Source organism: Pseudomonas sp. S11P7, from assembly GCF_023195435.1.
Taxonomy (GTDB): Bacteria; Pseudomonadota; Gammaproteobacteria; order Pseudomonadales; family Pseudomonadaceae; genus Aquipseudomonas; species Aquipseudomonas fluorescens_G.
In genome coordinates this window covers 996,608-1,014,225 of record NZ_JALPKS020000002.1, presented here as the reverse complement: position 1 = coordinate 1,014,225, position 17,618 = coordinate 996,608, and the positions used below count along the sequence as shown (strand labels likewise).

Here is a 17,618-nt window from a genome sequence, read left to right as displayed (position 1 = left end):
TCACTTGGGCAGTGGCTCAGCCGCAGCCGGGCACATTCTTTTCCTGACGTTTGGCTTCGCCCCAGAGGGCGTCCAACTCTTCGAGGGTGCAATCTTCCATGGGACGGTGGGTGTCGCGCAATGCCTGTTCGATAAAACGGAAACGTCTTTCAAACTTGCCGTTGGCGCCACGCAAGGCGGTTTCCGGGTCGACCTTCAGATGCCGCGCCAGATTGACCACGGTAAACAGCAGATCGCCGATCTCGTCTGCCACCGCGACGGGATCGTTTTCGGACATGGCTTCGAGCACTTCGTCGAGCTCTTCACGCACCTTGTCGAGCACCGGCAAGGCGTCCGGCCAGTCGAAACCGACCTGCGCGGCGCGCTTCTGCAATTTCGCCGAACGCGACAATGACGGCAGCGCGGCGGGTACATCATCGAGCAACGACAATTGCTCCGGTGCAACGGACTTCTCGGCGCGCTCTTCGGCCTTGATTTCTTCCCAGCGCTGCTTGACCTGTTCTTCACTCAAACGCGGTACGTCGAGCGGCGCATACAGGTCGCCGGTGGGGAATACGTGCGGATGGCGGCGGATCAGCTTGCGGGTGATGCTGTCGATCACCCCGGCGAATTCGAAACGCCCTTCTTCCTTGGCCAACTGGCTGTAATACACCACCTGAAACAGCAGATCGCCGAGTTCGCCCTGCAAATGATCGAAGTCACCGCGCTCGATGGCATCGGCCACTTCGTAGGCTTCTTCGAGGGTGTGCGGAACGATGGTGGCGTAAGTCTGCTTGATGTCCCACGGGCAACCGAACTGCGGATCGCGCAGGCGGGACATCAGGTGGAGCAGGTCTTCAAGTGAATACATCATTTATCTGTCTCACCACAAAATCCTGTGGGAGCTGGCTTGCCAGCGATTGCATCACCTCGATTATCCTGAGAGACCGAGTTGTCTGCATCGCTGGCAAGCCAGCTCCCACATGGGATCAGAGTCATCTTCACGGGGTACGGTTACGCCGCGTTTCGATGATGTTCGGCAATTGCGAAATCCGCCCCAGCAAGCGCCCCAGCGCGTCCAGGCCCGGGATCTCGATGGTCAGCGACATCAGCGCGGTGTTGTCTTCCTTGTTCGAGCGGGTGTTGACCGCCAGCACGTTGATGCGCTCGTTGAGCAGCACCTGCGAGACGTCACGCAGCAGACCGGAACGGTCGTAGGCGCGGATGACGATGTCTACCGGGTAGGTGAGCACCGGCACCGGCCCCCAGCTGACCTGGATGATCCGCTCCGGTTCGCGCCCGCCCAGTTGCAGCACCGAGGCGCAGTCCTGACGGTGAATGCTCACGCCACGCCCTTGAGTGATGTAGCCGACGATCGCATCGCCCGGCAGCGGCTGGCAGCAGCCGGCCATTTGCGTCATCAGGTTGCCGACGCCCTGGATCTGAATGTCGCCACGCTTGCCCGGTTTGTAGCCGGTGGCCTTGCGCGGAATCAGCTCCAGCTGTTCGTTGCCGCGCTCCGGCTCGACCAGTTGCTGCGCCAGGTTGACCAGTTGCGCCAGACGCAAGTCGCCGGCACCAAGGGCGGCGAACATGTCTTCGGCGGTTTTCATGTTGGCCTTGTCGGCCAGCTTGTCGAAGTCCACCGCCGGCAGGCCGAGGCGCGTCAGTTCGCGCTCGATCAGGGTCTTGCCGGCGGCGACGTTCTGGTCGCGCGCCTGCAATTTGAACCAGTGCACGATCTTCGCCCGCGCCCGCGAGGTGGTGACGTAACCGAGGTTCGAGTTCAGCCAGTCGCGGCTCGGCGTGCCGTGCTTGCTGGTGATGATCTCGACCTGCTCACCGGTCTGCAGGCTGTAGTTGAGCGGGACGATGCGCCCGTTGATCTTCGCGCCACGGCAGTTGTGGCCGATCTCGGTGTGCACGCGGTAGGCGAAGTCCAGCGGCGTCGCGCCTTTGGGCAAGTCGATGGCGTGACCGTCAGGGGTAAAGATGTAGACCCGGTCCGGCTCGATATCGACGCGCAGCTGTTCGGCCAGCCCGCCGATGTCGCCCAGCTCTTCGTGCCACTCAAGCACCTGGCGCAGCCAGGAAATTTTCTCTTCGTAGTGACTGGAACCGGATTTGACGTCGGTGCCCTTGTAGCGCCAGTGCGCGCAGACGCCGAGCTCGGCCTCTTCGTGCATCGAGTGCGTACGGATCTGTACCTCGAGGACCTTGCCTTCCGGGCCGATTACCGCGGTGTGCAGCGAGCGGTAGCCGTTCTCTTTCGGGTTGGCGATGTAGTCATCGAATTCTTTCGGGATGTGCCGCCACAAGGTGTGGACGATACCCAGCGCGGTGTAGCAATCGCGCATTTCCGGGACCAGCACGCGCACCGCACGCACGTCGTAGATCTGGCTGAATTCCAGACCCTTGCGCTGCATTTTGCGCCAGATCGAATAGATGTGTTTGGCTCGCCCGCTGATGTCGGCCTCGACACCGGTGGCCTGCAATTCGTCCTTGAGCTGGGTCATCACGTCAGCGATGAAACGCTCGCGGTCCAGCCGTCGCTCGTGGAGCAACTTGGCGATCTGCTTGTATTGATCGGGTTCCAGGTAACGGAAGGACAAGTCCTCCAGTTCCCATTTGATATGGCCGATGCCGAGGCGGTGCGCGAGCGGCGCATAGATGTCGAAGACTTCGCGGGCGACGCGGTTACGCTTTTCGTCGTCGGCGGTCTTCACCGCACGAATCGCGCAGGTGCGTTCGGCCAGTTTGATCAGCGCGACACGCACGTCATCGACCATCGCCACCAGCATCTTGCGCAGGTTCTCTACCTGCCCTTGCGTGCCCATCACCATCGACTGGCGCGGGCTGAGGCTGGCGCTGATGGCGGCCATGCGCTGCACGCCGTCGATCAGCTTGGCCACCACCGGGCCGAAACGCTGGCCGACGGCAGCGAGTTCGATCTGGCCCTCGCGCACGCCGCGATACAGCACCGCAGCGACCAGCGAATCCTGATCGAGCTTGAGGTCGGCCAGAATCTCGGCGATTTCCAGACCGGTGCTGAAACTGCCGGAGCCTTCGGCCCACAGATTCTTCTTCGCGTTGGATTGCTGCTCAGCCTCGCGAGCGAACTCGCAGGCTTCTTTCAAGGCTTCGCGATCCAGTGCCAGATCGACACTGACCGCGTGATCGAGCCAAGCCTCGAGATTGATACTGCCGTCGGTGTTGATCGGCTGGTGTGCTCTCACCTGTACCATGCTGCTTTACCTTCCCTACGACGCAGATTCAATGCGTCAAATCGCTGATCCTCATCGCCCGGTAGCGCTCGCGGGGCTCAGGCGAGCGCGGCACGGACAGATCAGACGGATTCAGACGAGCCGTCCTGGCTCGCTTCAAATAACGCCATGGCCTCGACATGCGCCGTCTGAGGAAACATATCGAGAATCCCGGCACGTTTTAACCGGTAGCCCTGCTTGATCAATTCGACCGTATCGCGCGCCAGAGTTGCAGGGTTGCACGACACATACACCAGCCGTTTGGCACCCAGGCTCGCCAGCTTGCGCACCACCTCGAAAGCACCGTCACGGGGTGGGTCCAAGAGTACCGCAGAAAAGCCGTTTCCGATCCACTGGGCATCGCTCAAAGGCTGGGATAAATCGGCTTGAAAAAACTTTGTGTTATGCAAATTGTTACTGGCGGCGTTGGCTGCGGCGCGCTCGACCATGGTCTGCACGCCTTCGACCGCTACCACTTCACGCACGCTTTGGGCCAACGGCAACGCGAAGTTGCCCAGACCGCAAAACAGGTCCAGCACGCGTTCCTCTGCTCTCGGCTTCAGCCAGTCCAGCGCCTGGGCGACCATCGCCTCGTTGACGCCGGCATTGACCTGAACGAAGTCGCCGGGGCGATAGGCCAGATCGAGGTCCCATTGTTCCAGGTGATAACCCAGCGCCTGGCTGGCGTCGACCGGTTGCGGCTCGCCTTCGCCATGCAGCCACAATTGCGCCTCATGGAATTGGCAGAAATCCTTGAGGATCGTCAGGTCCGCTTCGGACAGCGGCGCCATGTGCCGCAGCAATACGGCCAGTGACGAGCCGCTGAACAATTCGACATGGCCCAGCGCTTGCGGCTTGCTCAAACGCCGTAGCATCTCCGGCAATCCAGTCATGATCGGCTGCAAGGGCTGTACCAGCACCGGGCATTCGCTGATCGCCACGATGTCCTGACTGCCGGCGGCGCGGAAACCCACTTCAAGTTGCTTTGCCTTCATGTCCCAGCGCACCGCAATCCGCGCGCGACGGCGATAGCCGAATTCCGGGCCGGTCAACGGCGCAGCCCATTCTTGCGGCTCAACGCTGGCAACGCGCGACAATTGCTCGGCGAGCATGCGCTGTTTCAGGGCGAGTTGTTCGTCATGGGGCAGGTGCTGCACGCTGCAACCGCCGCAGCGACCGGCATGCGGGCATGGCGCCGGGCGACGCAATTGGCTGGCCTTGAACACGCGTTCGGTGCGCGCCTCGACGACTTTGCCGTGGGCGCCAAGCACCCGCGCCTCGACTTCTTCGCCGGCGAGAGCGCCGAGGACGAACCAGGTTTTGCCTTCGAAAAACGCGATACCGCGGCCGTCATTGGCCAGGCGCTCGATGTTCAAGCGCTGCTTTTTGCCGGTCGGGATTTGTACAGCCTTGCTGCCGCCGGTAGGCTGGAAGCGCAGGCCTCTCTCGTGTTTGGCCATCAGTTGGGCGCGTCGAAAATGCCGGTCGACAGGTAACGGTCGCCACGGTCGCAAATGATCGCGACGATCACCGCGTTTTCAACTTCTTTGGACAAGCGCAGCATTGCTGCCACCGCACCGCCCGAAGACACGCCGCAGAAGATGCCTTCTTCGCGGGCCAGGCGACGGGTGACGTCCTCGGCTTCGCTTTGCGCCATGTCGACGATGCGGTCGACACGGTCGGCCTGATAGATCTTCGGCAGATATTCCTGCGGCCAGCGGCGGATGCCGGGAATGGCCGAGCCTTCCATCGGTTGCAGACCGACGATCTGCACGCTGTCGCTCTGCTCTTTCAAATAGCGCGAGACGCCCATGATGGTGCCGGTGGTGCCCATCGAACTGACGAAATGGGTGATGCTGCCCTGGGTCTGGCGCCAGATCTCCGGACCGGTGGTGGTGTAGTGCGCTTCGGGGTTATCACCGTTGGCAAACTGATCGAGCACCTTGCCGCGGCCTTCGGCTTCCATGCGCTGCGCCAGATCGCGCGCGCCTTCCATGCCTTCTTCCTGGCTGACCAGAATCAGCTCGGCGCCATACGCGGTCATCGCCGCTTTACGCTCGGCGCTGGAATTGTCCGGCATGATCAGGATCATCTTGTAACCCTTGATCGCGGCCGCCATGGCCAAGGCGATGCCGGTGTTGCCGGAGGTTGCCTCGATCAGCGTATCGCCGGCGTGGATCTGCCCGCGCAACTCGGCACGGGTGATCATCGACAGCGCCGGACGGTCCTTGACCGAACCCGCCGGGTTGTTCCCTTCGAGCTTGAGCAAAAGGGTGTTGCTGGTGGCGCCGGGCAGGCGCTGCAAACGCACCAGCGGCGTGTTGCCGACGCAATCGGCGATGGTTGGGTACTGCAGGGTCATGGCGTATTCGCAATCCAGACGTGCGGGGGCGCCTATCATACCGGCAAACCCGCGCAGGCCATATCACGCAAAGTGCGGTGCTTATGGTTTATGGGAATAAGCGCACGCTAGTCAGTGTTTTCTATGTGAGCGGTATCCAGCGCGTAAAACTCATGCAACTTGGCTTGCAGCAATTGCTTATCCGGCAGACAGGTCTGATATTGCGCAATCAGCGCAGGCGAGAGGCTACGATTGAGGGCGTACTCGACGACCTCATCTTCCTTGCTTGCACACAGCAGGACACCGATGGCCGGATTTTCGTGAGGCTTGCGGACATTGCGATCCAGCGCCTCCAGATAGAAATCTAGCTTGCCGAGGTATTCCGGCTCAAAACGGCCGACCTTGAGTTCAATGGCTACCAGGCAGTTGAGCCCTCGGTGAAAGAACAGAAGATCGAGTGAGAAATCCCGACCGCCAACTTGCAGCGGGTATTCGGAACCGACAAAACAGAAATCGCGACCAAGTTCGATCAGGAATTCCTTGAGGCGGGATAACAGTCCCTGGTGCAGATCGGTTTCGGAATGAGCAGAGGGCAGATCGAGAAATTCGACCATGTAGGAATCGCGGAAAATGTCCAGCGCTGCCGGGTGGACTTGTTCAAGTGCGGCGGAGGCTTTTGCCGGATCGGTGACGCTTCGCTCAAACAGCGCTGTTTTCAGCTGCCGCTCCAGCTCACGTCTGGACCATTGCTCTCGAACGGCCATTCGTACGTAAAACGCGCGTTCCTCGGGTCGTTTGCACTGGCTGAAGATGACCAGATTGTGCGACCAGGATAATTGTCGCACCAGTGGTGCGACTTTCTCTTCGGCATGATAAGTCTCATAAAACTGGCGCATTCGAAACAGGTTCGAACGAGTAAAACCGCGCAACCCTGGTTGTGTCAGAGCCAAATGATCGGCCAATTGACCCACCACCGAATCCCCCCACTCCGCCCGCGCGATCTTGAGGCTGATATGCGCCCCCACCTGCCAATAAAGCTCAATCAGCTGTGTATTGACCGCCTGCATGGCCTTGTGTCTGGAACTGTGAATCAGCGCGAGCACTTCATTGAAACGTTCGCCATCTGAGCCGCTGGTAAGGCTGGATGCATTCATGCGCAATTCCTTGAAGGTTAGGTGAAGCACGAGCCTAAACCGTTCAGGAAGCCTGAAATGACCGCTGGTGCAGCTTGGGAAATGTCATACAGAAGAAGACGAGCGCTCCGTCAACCCAGCAGGATTGAGGTCCTGGATGGACTACATCGCGAGCAGGCTCACTCCTACACGGAACGCGCGTTGTTCACACAACCTGCGCCGAACCCAGCTCCAATGTGGGAGCGAGCCTGCTCGCGCAGGCGTCAGAACTGGCGACACCATCATCCGCCAGCAAGCGCAAATTCAACCGCAACCCCGCCCCGGCATTCTCGGCCCAGAGCAACCCGCCCTGGCGCTGCACCGCGTTGCGCGCAATGCTCAAGCCCAAACCAAACCCGCCATCCCCGGGCCGCGAGCCGTCAAGTCGAATGAACGGCGAAAAGATCCGCTGCAGATCCGCCTCAGCCACGCCGCCGCCCTGATCTTCCAGCCACAGATGCCAATAATCGCCATCGCGCCGTGCATCGAGACGCACAATCCCGCCCTCGGGCGAATGGCGGATGGCGTTGCGCAGAATATTCTCCAGCGCTTGCGCCAAGGTATTGAGATGGCCGCGTACCCAGCACGATGCATCGACCGAACATTGCAACTGCAAGCTCGGCCAGCCGCTTTCATAGCAAGCGTTATCGGTGAGCATTTCCCACAGTGCCTGAACCTGGATCGCTTCGTCCGGCAAGGGTGTGCGGTCGGTGTCGAGCCAGGCCAGTTGCAAGGTGTCTTCGACCAGCCGCTGCATGCCGTCGACCTCGCGACCAATGCGTTCGCGCAACTGTGGCAGCCCTTGCTCGCCTTCACTGGCGACGCGCAGGCGGCTCAGCGGCGTGCGCAGTTCATGGGATAAATCGCGTAATAGCTGCTGCTGTAAAGCGACGGTGGTTTGCAGGCGTTCGGACATCGAATCGAATGCGCGGGCCAGCTCACCGAGTTCGTCGGGACGCTGGGTCATGCCACTCGACAGGCGCACATTCAATTGGTCGGCGCGCCAGGCGTTGGCCTGTTCACGCAGGTTATTGAGGGGCACCACCAGCAAGCGGTACAGGCCGACGCACAACAACAAGGTGAACAGCCCGGGAATCACGCCATTGGTAATGACGCGCCAGAACACCCTGTATTTGCCCGGCACATAGCGTTCCGGCAACTCGATGACGAGGATGCCGGCGGACGGTTCTTTAGGAAACGGCACACGCAGCCACGGCCGGCCCTTCTTGTGGATAGGCCAGTCGAGGCCGCGCAGGAAAGTCAGGTGCTGCACGTCCGCCTCGTTCAACGGCTCGCTGCTGAGCGACTGCAAATTGCCGCCAATCACGCCCACCCAACTGGCCTCGCGCAATTCCATGCTTTGCAGCCAGTCATCCACGCCGTGGCGGCCGCCGTGCTGCCAGGCCTGCTCCGCTTGCGCCGCATAGCGACTGAGCGTTGCGCGAGCTTCGTCGGAGAGGAACTGATTGCGCTCCTCCATGTAGCGGCCCCATGACCAGCTCAGCCAGATCATCAGCAGACAGAACGCCACCAGCAGCAGAGCCAGCTTCCAGAACAGCGAATGCCGCCCCGGCAGTTCAGAGCGTTTCATCGGCGCCACTCAATACGTAGCCCTTGCCCCAGACAGTGCGCACTTCGCGCTCGGTGTAACCGATGGCCTTGAGTTTGCGGCGGATCTGGCTGATGTGCATGTCGAGGCTGCGATCATGGGCGGCGTAGCCGCGTTGCAGCACATGCTGATAAAGGAAGGCTTTGCTCAGCACTTCTTCGTCGTTGCGGTTGAGGGTGTCGAGCAAGCGGAATTCGCTGCGGGTCAGCCCGGCGGCCTGCTCGCGGAAAAACACCTCGCACTGTTCATCGTCGAAGCGCAGCGCACCGCCTGCCGCTGGCAGCACAGCCGCCGCCGGGCGGCGATCAAGGGCGACCCGGCGCAGGATGGCTTCGATGCGCACATGCAACTCGGCCATGCTGAACGGCTTGGGCAAATAATCATCGGCACCGAGGCGGAAACCGCTGATGCGATCCGCTTCGGCGCCAAGGGCCGACATCAACAGCACCGGCGTCGAATGGCTCTGGCGCAATTGCGTCAGCAGCTTCAAGCCGTCGAGCCCCGGCAAGAGAATGTCCATCAGCACCACGTCGAACGGCTGGTGCCTGGCGATGTTCAAGCCTTCCGCGCCATTCTGGCACCAGGTCACCTGAAAGCCGCTGCGGCCCAGATGTTCATGCACATAGGCACCGAGCACCGGATCGTCTTCGATGGAAAGAATGCGTGGCTGGCCAACGGAAACAGGAGTCATGAGTATCTGCAAGTAATTCTCAGTTGGGCGCGATTATTCAAGATTGCCGGGCCCGCGGCAACTCAAGGATCGGCCACCAGACCAACGCGCCTGTTCGGGCGTCGCGATTGCGCACACATTTTTCCGAAGATTGCCCGCGAGCAAATCGCTACACTGCGCCCATGTCGCGTGCCGGATGCACGCATGAGTCAACAGATCAGCGGGATGCAGGAGACAGGCGTGCTCAAGAAACTGGGAATCAAAGGTCGGGTATTGTTGCTGACCTTGTTGCCGACCAGCCTGATGGCGCTGGTGCTGGGCGGGTATTTCACCTGGACGCAGCAGTCCGACTTGCAGACCCAATTGATGCAGCGCGGCGAAATGATCGCCGAGCAACTGGCGCCGCTGGTCGCGCCGGCCATGGGCCACGGCAACAATGAACTGCTCGAGCGCATCGCCACGCAGTCGCTGGAACAACCCGACGTGCGCGCGGTGACATTTCTCGCCGCCGATCGCTCGCCACTGGCCCACGCCGGGCCGACCATGCTCAATCAGGCGCCAAGCGGCGACAGCGCGCAATTGCAACGGCGCAGCGGCAACGACGCCACCCGGTATCTGATGCCAGTATTCGGCAAGCACCGCAACCTCGCCGGCGAGCTGATCCCGGAAGAGTCCGACCGCCTGCTCGGCTGGGTCGAGCTGGAGCTGTCGCACAACGGCATGTTGCTGCGCGGCTATCGCAGCCTGTTTGCCAGCCTGCTGCTGATCGCCGCCGGGCTGGCCGGCGCGGCGCTGCTGGCATTGCGCATGGGCCGCACGATCAACCGCCCGCTCGGGCAGATCAAGCAAGCCGTCGCCCAGCTCAAGGACGGCCACCTCGAGACCCGTTTGCCGCCGCTCGGCAGTCAGGAGCTGGATGAACTGGCCTCGGGCATCAATCGCATGGCCGGCACCCTGCAAAATGCCCGCGAAGAATTGCAGCACAGTGTCGATCAGGCCACCGAAGACGTGCGCCAGAATCTGGAAACCATCGAGATCCAGAACATCGAGCTGGATCTGGCGCGCAAAGAGGCGCTGGAGGCGAGCCGGATCAAATCGGAATTTCTCGCCAATATGAGCCACGAGATCCGCACGCCTCTGAACGGTATCCTCGGCTTCACTCATTTATTGCAGAAAAGCGAACTGACCCCGCGCCAGCTCGACTATCTGGGCACCATCGAAAAATCCGCCGACAGCCTGCTGGGGATCATCAACGAGATTCTCGATTTCTCGAAAATCGAGGCCGGCAAACTGGTGCTGGACCATATCCCGTTCAACCTGCGCGACCTGCTCCAGGACACCCTGACCATTCTTGCCCCGGCGGCGCACGCCAAGCAGCTGGAACTGGTCAGCCTGGTCTACCGCGATACGCCGCTGTCGCTGGTCGGCGATCCGCTGCGGCTCAAGCAGATCCTCACCAACCTGGTCAGCAATGCGATCAAGTTCACCCGCGAAGGCACCATCGTCGCCCGGGCCATGCTGGAAGATGAACACGAAGACAGCGTGCAACTGCGCATCAGCATTCAGGACACCGGCATCGGCTTGTCCAATCAGGATGTGCGCGCGTTGTTCCAGGCCTTCAGCCAGGCGGACAATTCGCTGTCGCGCCAACCCGGCGGGACCGGTTTGGGGCTGGTGATATCGAAACGTTTGATCGAGCAGATGGGCGGCGAAATCGGCGTCGACAGCACGCCGGGCGAAGGCTCGGAATTCTGGATCAGCCTGAGCCTGCCGAAAACCCGCGACGACGCCGAAGACATGCCCGCCGCGCCACTGCTCGGGCGTCGCGTCGCGGTGCTGGAAAACCACGAACTGGCGCGGCAGGCCCTGCAACATCAACTGGAAGATTGCGGCCTCGACGTCACCCCGTTCAATACCCTTGAAAGCCTGACCAACGGCGTCACCGGCGCGCACCAGACCGATCAGGCGATCGATCTGGCGGTCATCGGCATCACCAGCAACGACATGCTGCCCGAGCGCTTGAACCAGCACATCTGGGACCTCGAACACCTCGGCTGCAAAGTACTGGTGTTGTGCCCGACCACCGAGCAGACGCTGTTCCATCTGTCGGTGCCCAACCCGCACAGCCAGTTGCAAGCCAAACCGGCGTGCACGCGCAAACTGCGACGGGCCCTGTCAGATCTGGTCAACCCGCGCCAGCCGCGCCATGAACCGGGCGAGCCGCTGTCGAGCCGGGCGCCGAAAGTGCTGTGTGTCGACGACAACCCGGCCAACCTGCTGCTGGTGCAGACCCTGCTCGAAGACATGGGCGCCAAGGTCCTTGCGGTAGAAAGCGGTTACGCGGCGGTCAAAGCGGTGCAGACCGAATCGTTCGATCTGGTGCTGATGGACGTGCAGATGCCGGGCATGGACGGTCGCCAGAGCACCGAAGCGATCCGTCAGTGGGAAAGCGAGCGGCACAGCACGCCGTTGCCGATTGTCGCCCTCACCGCCCACGCCATGGCCAATGAAAAACGCGCGCTGCTGCAAAGCGGCATGGACGACTACCTGACCAAACCGATCAGCGAACGGCAACTGGCGCAGGTGGTGCTGAAATGGACGGGGCTGGCCCTGCGCAATCAAGCGCCGGAGCGCGGCAGCGACAGCGCGGCGAGCAGCCATGAATTGCCGGTGCTCGATCATGAAGAAGGTTTGCGTCTGGCCGCCGGCAAGGCCGACCTGGCCGCGGACATGCTGGCAATGCTGCTTGCCTCGCTGGAAGCCGACCGCGAAGCCATCCGCGCCGCTCGCGACAGCCACGATCAGAACGCGCTGCTCGAACGCGTGCATCGCCTGCACGGCGCCACCCGTTACTGTGGCGTGCCGCAATTGCGCGCGGCCTGCCAGCGCAGCGAAACCCTGCTCAAACAGAACGACCCGAAAGCCACTCTGGCGCTGGATGAACTGGAACGGGCAATCAACCGATTGGCGGCGCAGGCGAAGATCAGCGCCTGATCCACGGCAATACCCGGCGGCGCTGTCAGCGCTAAAGTGGCAGACCATGATTCAAGCCTGTCGATGTTCAAGGAGGATTGCATGCGCACCATCGTTTTCAGCAGCCAGACCTACGACCGCGACAGTTTCCTCGGCGCCGACTGCCCGCCGGACATCGAGCTGCACTTTCAACCGGCGCGGCTGAGCCTCGACACGGTGGCACTGGCCGATGCGCATGAGGTGGTTTGCGCATTCATCAATGACGACCTCAGCGCGGCGGTGCTGGAACGTCTGGCCGCCGGCGGCACCCGCCTGATCGCCTTGCGTTCGGCGGGTTACAACCACGTCGATCTGATCGCCGCCAAACGCCTCGGACTGGCCGTGGTGCGCGTGCCGGCGTATTCGCCGCATGCGGTGGCCGAGCACGCGGTGGCGCTGATCCTCGCCCTCAACCGACGCTTGCACCGCGCCTATAACCGCACCCGCGAAGGCGATTTCAGCTTGCATGGCCTGACCGGTTTCGATCTGGTCGGCAAGACCGTCGGGATTGTCGGCACCGGGCAGATCGGCGCGACATTTGCGAAAATCATGCACGGCTTCGGCTGTAAATTACTCGCTTACGACCCGTACCCGAATCCGGATGTGCTCGCTTTGGGCGCGCGTTATCTGAGCCTGCCGGAACTGCTCGCGCAGTCGCGAATCATCAGCCTGCATTGCCCGCTCAATGAGCAGAGCAAGCACCTGATCAACCGTGATTCGCTGGCGCACATGCAGCCCGGCGCCATGCTGATCAATACCGGGCGCGGCGGTCTGGTCGACACACCGGCGCTGATCGACGCGCTGAAGGACGGCCAACTCGGTTATCTGGGGCTGGATGTGTATGAAGAAGAGGCGCAGCTGTTTTTCGAGGACCGCTCGGACCTGCCCTTGCAGGACGATGTGCTGGCACGCTTGCTGACTTTTCCAAACGTGATCATCACCGCGCATCAGGCCTTTCTGACACGCGAGGCACTGGGTGCGATTGCCGCAACCACGCTGAGCAACATCGCGACCTGGGCGGCAGGCATGCCGCAGAACCAGGTCGAGGGTTGAGTCGCCCCGGTTACTTTGGCGACAGCGAAGACGCCAGGATCAGCAAGGCCAGCCAGCCGAAACCGAACAGCCGCTGTTTCGCCGAATGACCATTGCGCAGCAGGAACCAGACAAACACCATCGGCAGCAGAAACACCATGATCTTCAGCCAGCCCTCGACCGGGCGGCTGCCGTCGGGGTTGGCGGTCTGTTCAAGCGCTTGCTCGGCCTGCTGACGGCGGCGCCGCCCGGCTGCGGCCGGCATCACCTTGGGTAACGGCTCGGGCGTCGGCGCCATCGATACTTCGGGCACGGCCTTGTTACGTGGCAGGCTGCCAAAGGAAATCGTCGAGCTGGCTGCCGGTTTCGCCTGCATGGCGGCGTGTTCGGCCATCGGCGCCCCGCAGTGAATGCACACCAGCGCTTCAGAACTGATGCTCCGCTTGCATTCATAACATTCGATCAGCGCCATGTTCCGTTCCTTCAGATTCGGGGCCGGCAGTTTGCCATGAGTGCTGGCCGATTTGAACCGGATCGAAGGTCGCACGCGCGCATCATTCTGCAATCGGGGCCGTGCTAGCATGTCGCGCATATTTGGAGGACCCATGGTCGAACACGATTTCCGCTACACCCTGATGAACCCGCAACACACCCTCACCGAATGCCGCGCCCTCGTACCGGGCCGCTATCAGGTCACCGGCAACGGTGGCTCGATCCGCATCGGTGATGTCCTGCTGGTGACCCTCAAAGGCAGCAAGGATTTGTCCATGCGCCTGACCGTCGACACCGTCCGCCACCTGATCAACCCGCCGGGCCAATGGACCGCGATGACCACCGGCCCGCTGTTCGGCGAACTGGCGATCCATACCTGGCAGGTCAACTGCGACAGCTGCGGCAAAGCGCTGAGTTTTGAATTCGCGGTCGACGCCAAACTCGGCAAGACCGCTGAAAAACCGGCCGCCACCGCACGCATCGCCGAGCTGGGCTGGAAAGCCGTGGGCGACAAGCACCTGTGCCCGAAATGCCAGGAGCCCGCGTGATGAAACGCTTCGCCCTGGCCGCTCTGGTCGGTATCGGTCTCGCGGGTTGCGCCGCCGAGCCTGTGCAGTTGCAACACAACCGCAGCTACATTCTGGAATGGATCGGCGAGCGCCCGCTGATGGATTACAGCCATCTGACCGTGACCCTCGGCGACGATGGCCGCGCCTACGGCAACGGCGGCTGCAACCATTGGTTCGCGCCGTACACGCTCGAAGGCGACAAGCTGTCGTTTGGCAAGATCGGCAAGACCCGCAAACTCTGCGCCCCGGCGTTGATGGAGCAGGAACAGCGCTTTTTGCAGGCGCTGGAAAAGGTCGAACGCTGGGACATCTCGCCGATTGAGCAGATGCGTTTCTGGCCGGCCGAAGGCAAGCCGTTGCGCTGGTGGCTGGAAGAGGGTTGAGCCACAAGACCGCCAAAGCCCTCACCCTAGCCCTCTCCCAAGGGGAGAGGGAACTGATTGGGGGATATTGGAGAGCTACGCCGACCTGAAAGGCCATCGCCGAATCCATATTCGAAGGAATTCTGCTCTGGCGAATCTACAATCGACTCGATCTCTCAGGTCGATGTAACTCGCCAGACACCACGGTCGGCCCCCTCTCCCTCCGGGAGAGGGCTGGGGTGAGGGGCTTCTGGCGGCTTACTTCGTCGCCTGCAACGCCTCGAGTTTGGCCATCACCCCCGCCGCTGTCTGCTCACCGAGCAACTGCTCCCGCACCTTGCCCTTGTCGTCGATGATGTAAGTCACCGGCAATGCCTCGCTGCGCGGCAATTCGAACAGCTCCGCCGGATCCTGCGCCAGCACGGTGAACTTGATCCCCAGCTTTTCACTGGCCTCTTTCAGCTCCGCGCCTTGCACGTTGTCGAAGTTGACGCCGAACACACCGACGTTCTTGCTCTTGAGTTCGTCAGCCAAGTGATTGAGTTCAGGAATCTCCGTGCGACACGGGCCGCACCATTCGGCCCAGTAGTTGAGCACCACCCAGTGTTTGTCGAGACGCTCGGACGCGACCTTCTGGCCGTTCTGGTCGATCCCGTAATCATTGCCGCAGCCCCCCAGCATCAACGCCCCGATTACCGTCAATGCCGCTGCCAATCGCCGTGTCATGTCGTGTTCCTTGAGAAAATTCGAAGGCGCCTGCGACCCATCGCCTCTGACGGTTCTGGATTGCGCGCTGCACAGTTAGAATAGCCGCCACTTTACGCCAGAAGCGACCCGCCATGACCGATCTGACGCTTTATCACAATCCGCGCTGCTCGAAATCCCGCGGCGCACTGGAACTGCTCGAAACCCGCGGCCTCACGCCAACCGTGGTGCGCTACCTCGAAACCCCGCTGAATGCGGCGCAAATCAAGGCGCTGCTCGGCAAGCTCGGGATCAGCGCACGGCAGTTGCTGCGCAGCGGGGAAGATGAATACAAAATGCTTCAGCTCGCGGATGAAAGCCTCAACGAAGCGCAACTGATCGACGCCATCGCCGCACATCCAAAACTGATGGAACGGCCGATCCTCGAAGTCGGCGACAAAGCGGTCATCGGCCGTCCACCGGAAAACATTCTGGAGTTGCTGCCGTGAGCGCGCCGTACATTCTGGTTCTGTATTACAGCCGCAGCGGTTCGACCAATGAGATGGCCCGGCAGATCGCCCGCGGTGTCGAACAGGCCGGGCTGGAGGCGCGACTGCGCACGGTACCGGCAATTTCCACCGAATGCGAAGCCGTGGCCCCGGACATCCCCGCAGAAGGCGCGCTCTACGCGACCCTCGATGATCTGAAAAATTGTGCCGGTCTGGCACTGGGCAGCCCGACCCGCTTCGGCAACATGGCCGCCCCGCTGAAATACTTTCTCGACGGCACCAGCAATCTCTGGCTGACCGGCGCGCTGGTCGGCAAACCGGCCGGCGTTTTCACTTCCACCGCCAGCCTGCACGGCGGTCAGGAAACCACCCTGCTGTCGATGATGCTGCCGCTGTTGCACCACGGCATGCTGATCACCGGCCTGCCGTACAGCGAATCGGCGCTGCTGGAAACCGAGGGCGGCGGTACGCCTTACGGTGCCAGCCATCATGCCGGCGCTGACGGCAAGAGCGGCCTCGATCAGCACGAAGTGGCGCTGTGCCGCGCCCTCGGTCTGCGTCTGGCGAAAACCGCGCAAAAACTGGTGGGCTGAGATGGCGAAGAAGCCGAAAATCCTGCCCTCAATCGAGTGGCTGGAGCCGCGGGTGAAGGCGATGCGGGTGCTCAGCCTGCTGAGCTTTTTCGCCCTCGCCGGACTGCTCACGGCGTATTACCTGTTATTCGCCGACCTGCATGGCGCACGACCATGGGTGATACTGCTGGTCGAACTGATCCCGTGGCTGGTACTCGCACCGGCAATGATCATGGGCAGCGCACGCGGGCACTCATGGATGTGTTTTGTGGTGAATCTGTATTTCATCAAAGGCGCACTGGCGGCGTATGACCCGAACCGGCAGTGGTTTGGTGTGCTGGAGATGGGCGCAAGCCTGGCGCTGTTCTGCTCGGCGCTGCTGTATGTGCGCTGGCGTTATCAGCTTGACCGCAAGCTGGCGGGTGAAGGTGAAATCGCCGTCGCCTGAAAAACCGCTGGCACTGATCGTTCCCACGCTCTGCGTGGGAACGCATCCAGAGACGCTCTGCGTCTCAGGGACGCGGAGCGTCCCGGGCGGCATTCCCACGCGGAGCATGGGAACGATCGGATGCTCTGCATGGGAACGATCGGATTGGCTCAATGATTGACGGTATAGGCGAGCATCATCGAAATCTGGCTCATCGGCCGGCCGCCGCTCTGTTCGTGCCACTGATTGAACGCGTTCTGCACGGTCGCCAGATCGCGCAGGCTGGTCGGTACCTTGTCGACGATCTTCTGTGCGTTCAAGGCCGCCACCACGTCATAGCTCGGCACAAAAGTGTCCTTGCCAACCATGCGCAAGAAGCGCGGCGCTGACAGCCCGCCCAGTTGATGACCGTGCTTTTTCAGGTACGTCCACAGGCCGACGATATCGGTCACCGGCCAGTCGGCGATCAGCGCGCCGAAGCTGCCCTTGTCCTGCTCCACATCAAGAATGAACTGCGCATTGCGCGGCACGCTTTTCAACTTGCCCAAGTGGCGGATGATCCGTGCGTCCTGCATCAGGCGCTCAAGGTGCTCAGCGCTCATCAGCACGACTTTTTCCGGATCGAACTTGAAGAACACTTCTTCGAAGGCCGGCCATTTGGCGTCGACCAGACTGTGCTTGAGGCCGGCGCGAAACACCCGCAGGGCCATGGTCGAGAGGTAGCGGTCGTCGCTGATCTTGCGCAGTTGCGCAGGGGTTTTCGGAACAGGCAGATGGGCTTCCAGTGCAGCCGCCGAACCGAAACGGTTCAGACAGTATTCGTGCAGCCACTTGTAATCGCGCATGCCCTCTCCTATCGAATGAAACAAATAGATCCCTGTGGGAGCGAGCCTGCTCGCGAAGGCGTCGGATCATTCAACGCATG

General features: G+C 61.6%; 17 protein-coding genes. 7 read left to right on the top strand and 10 right to left on the bottom strand.

Annotated elements, in window-relative coordinates; translation table 11 throughout:
• Window positions 1–16 precede the first annotated feature (16 nt).
• From mazG to M0746_RS04660, 7 genes are all read right to left on the bottom strand, one after another.
• A complete protein-coding gene (gene mazG, locus M0746_RS04690) occupies window positions 17–850 on the bottom strand; it encodes a nucleoside triphosphate pyrophosphohydrolase (protein WP_258451436.1) in 834 nt (277 codons plus the stop codon).
• A 130-nt stretch (window positions 851–980) separates the two neighbouring features.
• Window positions 981–3,224 carry a GTP diphosphokinase gene (gene relA / locus M0746_RS04685; RefSeq protein WP_258448349.1) on the bottom strand — a complete coding sequence of 748 codons (2,244 nt, stop codon included), beginning with the start codon at window positions 3,222–3,224 and terminating at the stop codon, window positions 981–983.
• Window positions 3,225–3,325: 101 nt separating this feature from the next.
• Window positions 3,326–4,702, bottom strand: coding sequence for a 23S rRNA (uracil(1939)-C(5))-methyltransferase RlmD (rlmD, locus tag M0746_RS04680; protein ID WP_258448348.1), 1,377 nt, complete (start codon window positions 4,700–4,702; stop codon window positions 3,326–3,328).
• On the bottom strand, window positions 4,702–5,604 hold the full coding sequence (gene cysM / locus M0746_RS04675) for a cysteine synthase CysM (RefSeq protein ID WP_163004698.1): 903 nt from the start codon (window positions 5,602–5,604) through the stop codon (window positions 4,702–4,704). The genes rlmD and cysM overlap by 1 nt, the downstream gene beginning before the upstream one ends.
• Window positions 5,605–5,711: 107 nt before the next feature.
• A complete protein-coding gene (locus M0746_RS04670) occupies window positions 5,712–6,737 on the bottom strand; it encodes a PDDEXK nuclease domain-containing protein (protein WP_258448347.1) in 1,026 nt (341 codons plus the stop codon).
• A 184-nt stretch (window positions 6,738–6,921) separates the two neighbouring features.
• Window positions 6,922–8,346, bottom strand: a complete 1,425-nt coding sequence (locus M0746_RS04665; protein WP_258448346.1) for a sensor histidine kinase — start codon at window positions 8,344–8,346, stop codon at window positions 6,922–6,924.
• The gene (locus tag M0746_RS04660) at window positions 8,333–9,055 is read right to left on the bottom strand and encodes a response regulator transcription factor (protein ID WP_258448345.1); all 723 of its coding nucleotides are present in this window, start codon (window positions 9,053–9,055) and stop codon (window positions 8,333–8,335) included. The genes M0746_RS04665 and M0746_RS04660 overlap by 14 nt, the downstream gene beginning before the upstream one ends.
• Window positions 9,056–9,274: 219 nt before the next feature.
• Here M0746_RS04660 and M0746_RS04655 point away from each other — a divergent pair, with 219 nt between their 5' ends.
• Complete coding sequence (locus M0746_RS04655) at window positions 9,275–12,028, top strand: response regulator (protein ID WP_258451435.1); 2,754 nt, start codon at window positions 9,275–9,277, stop codon at window positions 12,026–12,028.
• 81 nt (window positions 12,029–12,109) lie between these two features.
• Window positions 12,110–13,099, top strand: coding sequence for a 2-hydroxyacid dehydrogenase (locus tag M0746_RS04650; protein WP_258448344.1), 990 nt, complete (start codon window positions 12,110–12,112; stop codon window positions 13,097–13,099).
• Between the two features lie 10 nt (window positions 13,100–13,109).
• Here the strand turns inward: M0746_RS04650 and M0746_RS04645 are convergent, their stop codons facing one another.
• Window positions 13,110–13,550, bottom strand: coding sequence for a hypothetical protein (locus tag M0746_RS04645; protein ID WP_258448343.1), 441 nt, complete (start codon window positions 13,548–13,550; stop codon window positions 13,110–13,112).
• A gap of 133 nt (window positions 13,551–13,683) precedes the next feature.
• Between M0746_RS04645 and M0746_RS04640 the strand changes: the two genes are divergently transcribed.
• A complete protein-coding gene (locus M0746_RS04640; protein WP_208940155.1) occupies window positions 13,684–14,118 on the top strand; it encodes a hypothetical protein in 435 nt (144 codons plus the stop codon).
• Window positions 14,118–14,522 (top strand): META domain-containing protein, encoded by a 405-nt coding sequence (locus M0746_RS04635; RefSeq protein WP_208940154.1) that lies wholly within the window; start codon window positions 14,118–14,120, stop codon window positions 14,520–14,522. Before M0746_RS04640 ends, M0746_RS04635 begins: the two co-directional genes overlap by 1 nt.
• Before the next feature lie 237 nt (window positions 14,523–14,759).
• Here M0746_RS04635 and M0746_RS04630 read toward each other — a convergent pair whose 3' ends face one another.
• The gene (locus M0746_RS04630; RefSeq protein ID WP_258448342.1) at window positions 14,760–15,227 is read right to left on the bottom strand and encodes a TlpA disulfide reductase family protein; all 468 of its coding nucleotides are present in this window, start codon (window positions 15,225–15,227) and stop codon (window positions 14,760–14,762) included.
• Window positions 15,228–15,340: 113 nt separating this feature from the next.
• Between M0746_RS04630 and arsC the strand changes: the two genes are divergently transcribed.
• The 3 genes from arsC to M0746_RS04615 are packed head-to-tail and all read left to right on the top strand — an operon-like array spanning window position 15,341 to window position 16,714.
• Window positions 15,341–15,694: an arsenate reductase (glutaredoxin) gene (gene arsC / locus M0746_RS04625; RefSeq protein ID WP_258448341.1), complete on the top strand. Its 354-nt coding sequence runs from the start codon at window positions 15,341–15,343 to the stop codon at window positions 15,692–15,694.
• On the top strand, window positions 15,691–16,287 hold the full coding sequence (gene wrbA, locus M0746_RS04620) for an NAD(P)H:quinone oxidoreductase (RefSeq protein WP_090285324.1): 597 nt from the start codon (window positions 15,691–15,693) through the stop codon (window positions 16,285–16,287). The genes arsC and wrbA overlap by 4 nt, the downstream gene beginning before the upstream one ends.
• 1 nt (window position 16,288) lies before the next feature.
• On the top strand, window positions 16,289–16,714 hold the full coding sequence (locus M0746_RS04615; protein ID WP_258448340.1) for a DUF2069 domain-containing protein: 426 nt from the start codon (window positions 16,289–16,291) through the stop codon (window positions 16,712–16,714).
• Window positions 16,715–16,863: 149 nt separating this feature from the next.
• On the opposite strand, the gene M0746_RS04610 is transcribed toward M0746_RS04615, so the two are convergent.
• On the bottom strand, window positions 16,864–17,538 hold the full coding sequence (locus M0746_RS04610) for a DNA-3-methyladenine glycosylase I (RefSeq protein WP_206416556.1): 675 nt from the start codon (window positions 17,536–17,538) through the stop codon (window positions 16,864–16,866).
• Window positions 17,539–17,618 lie beyond the last annotated feature (80 nt).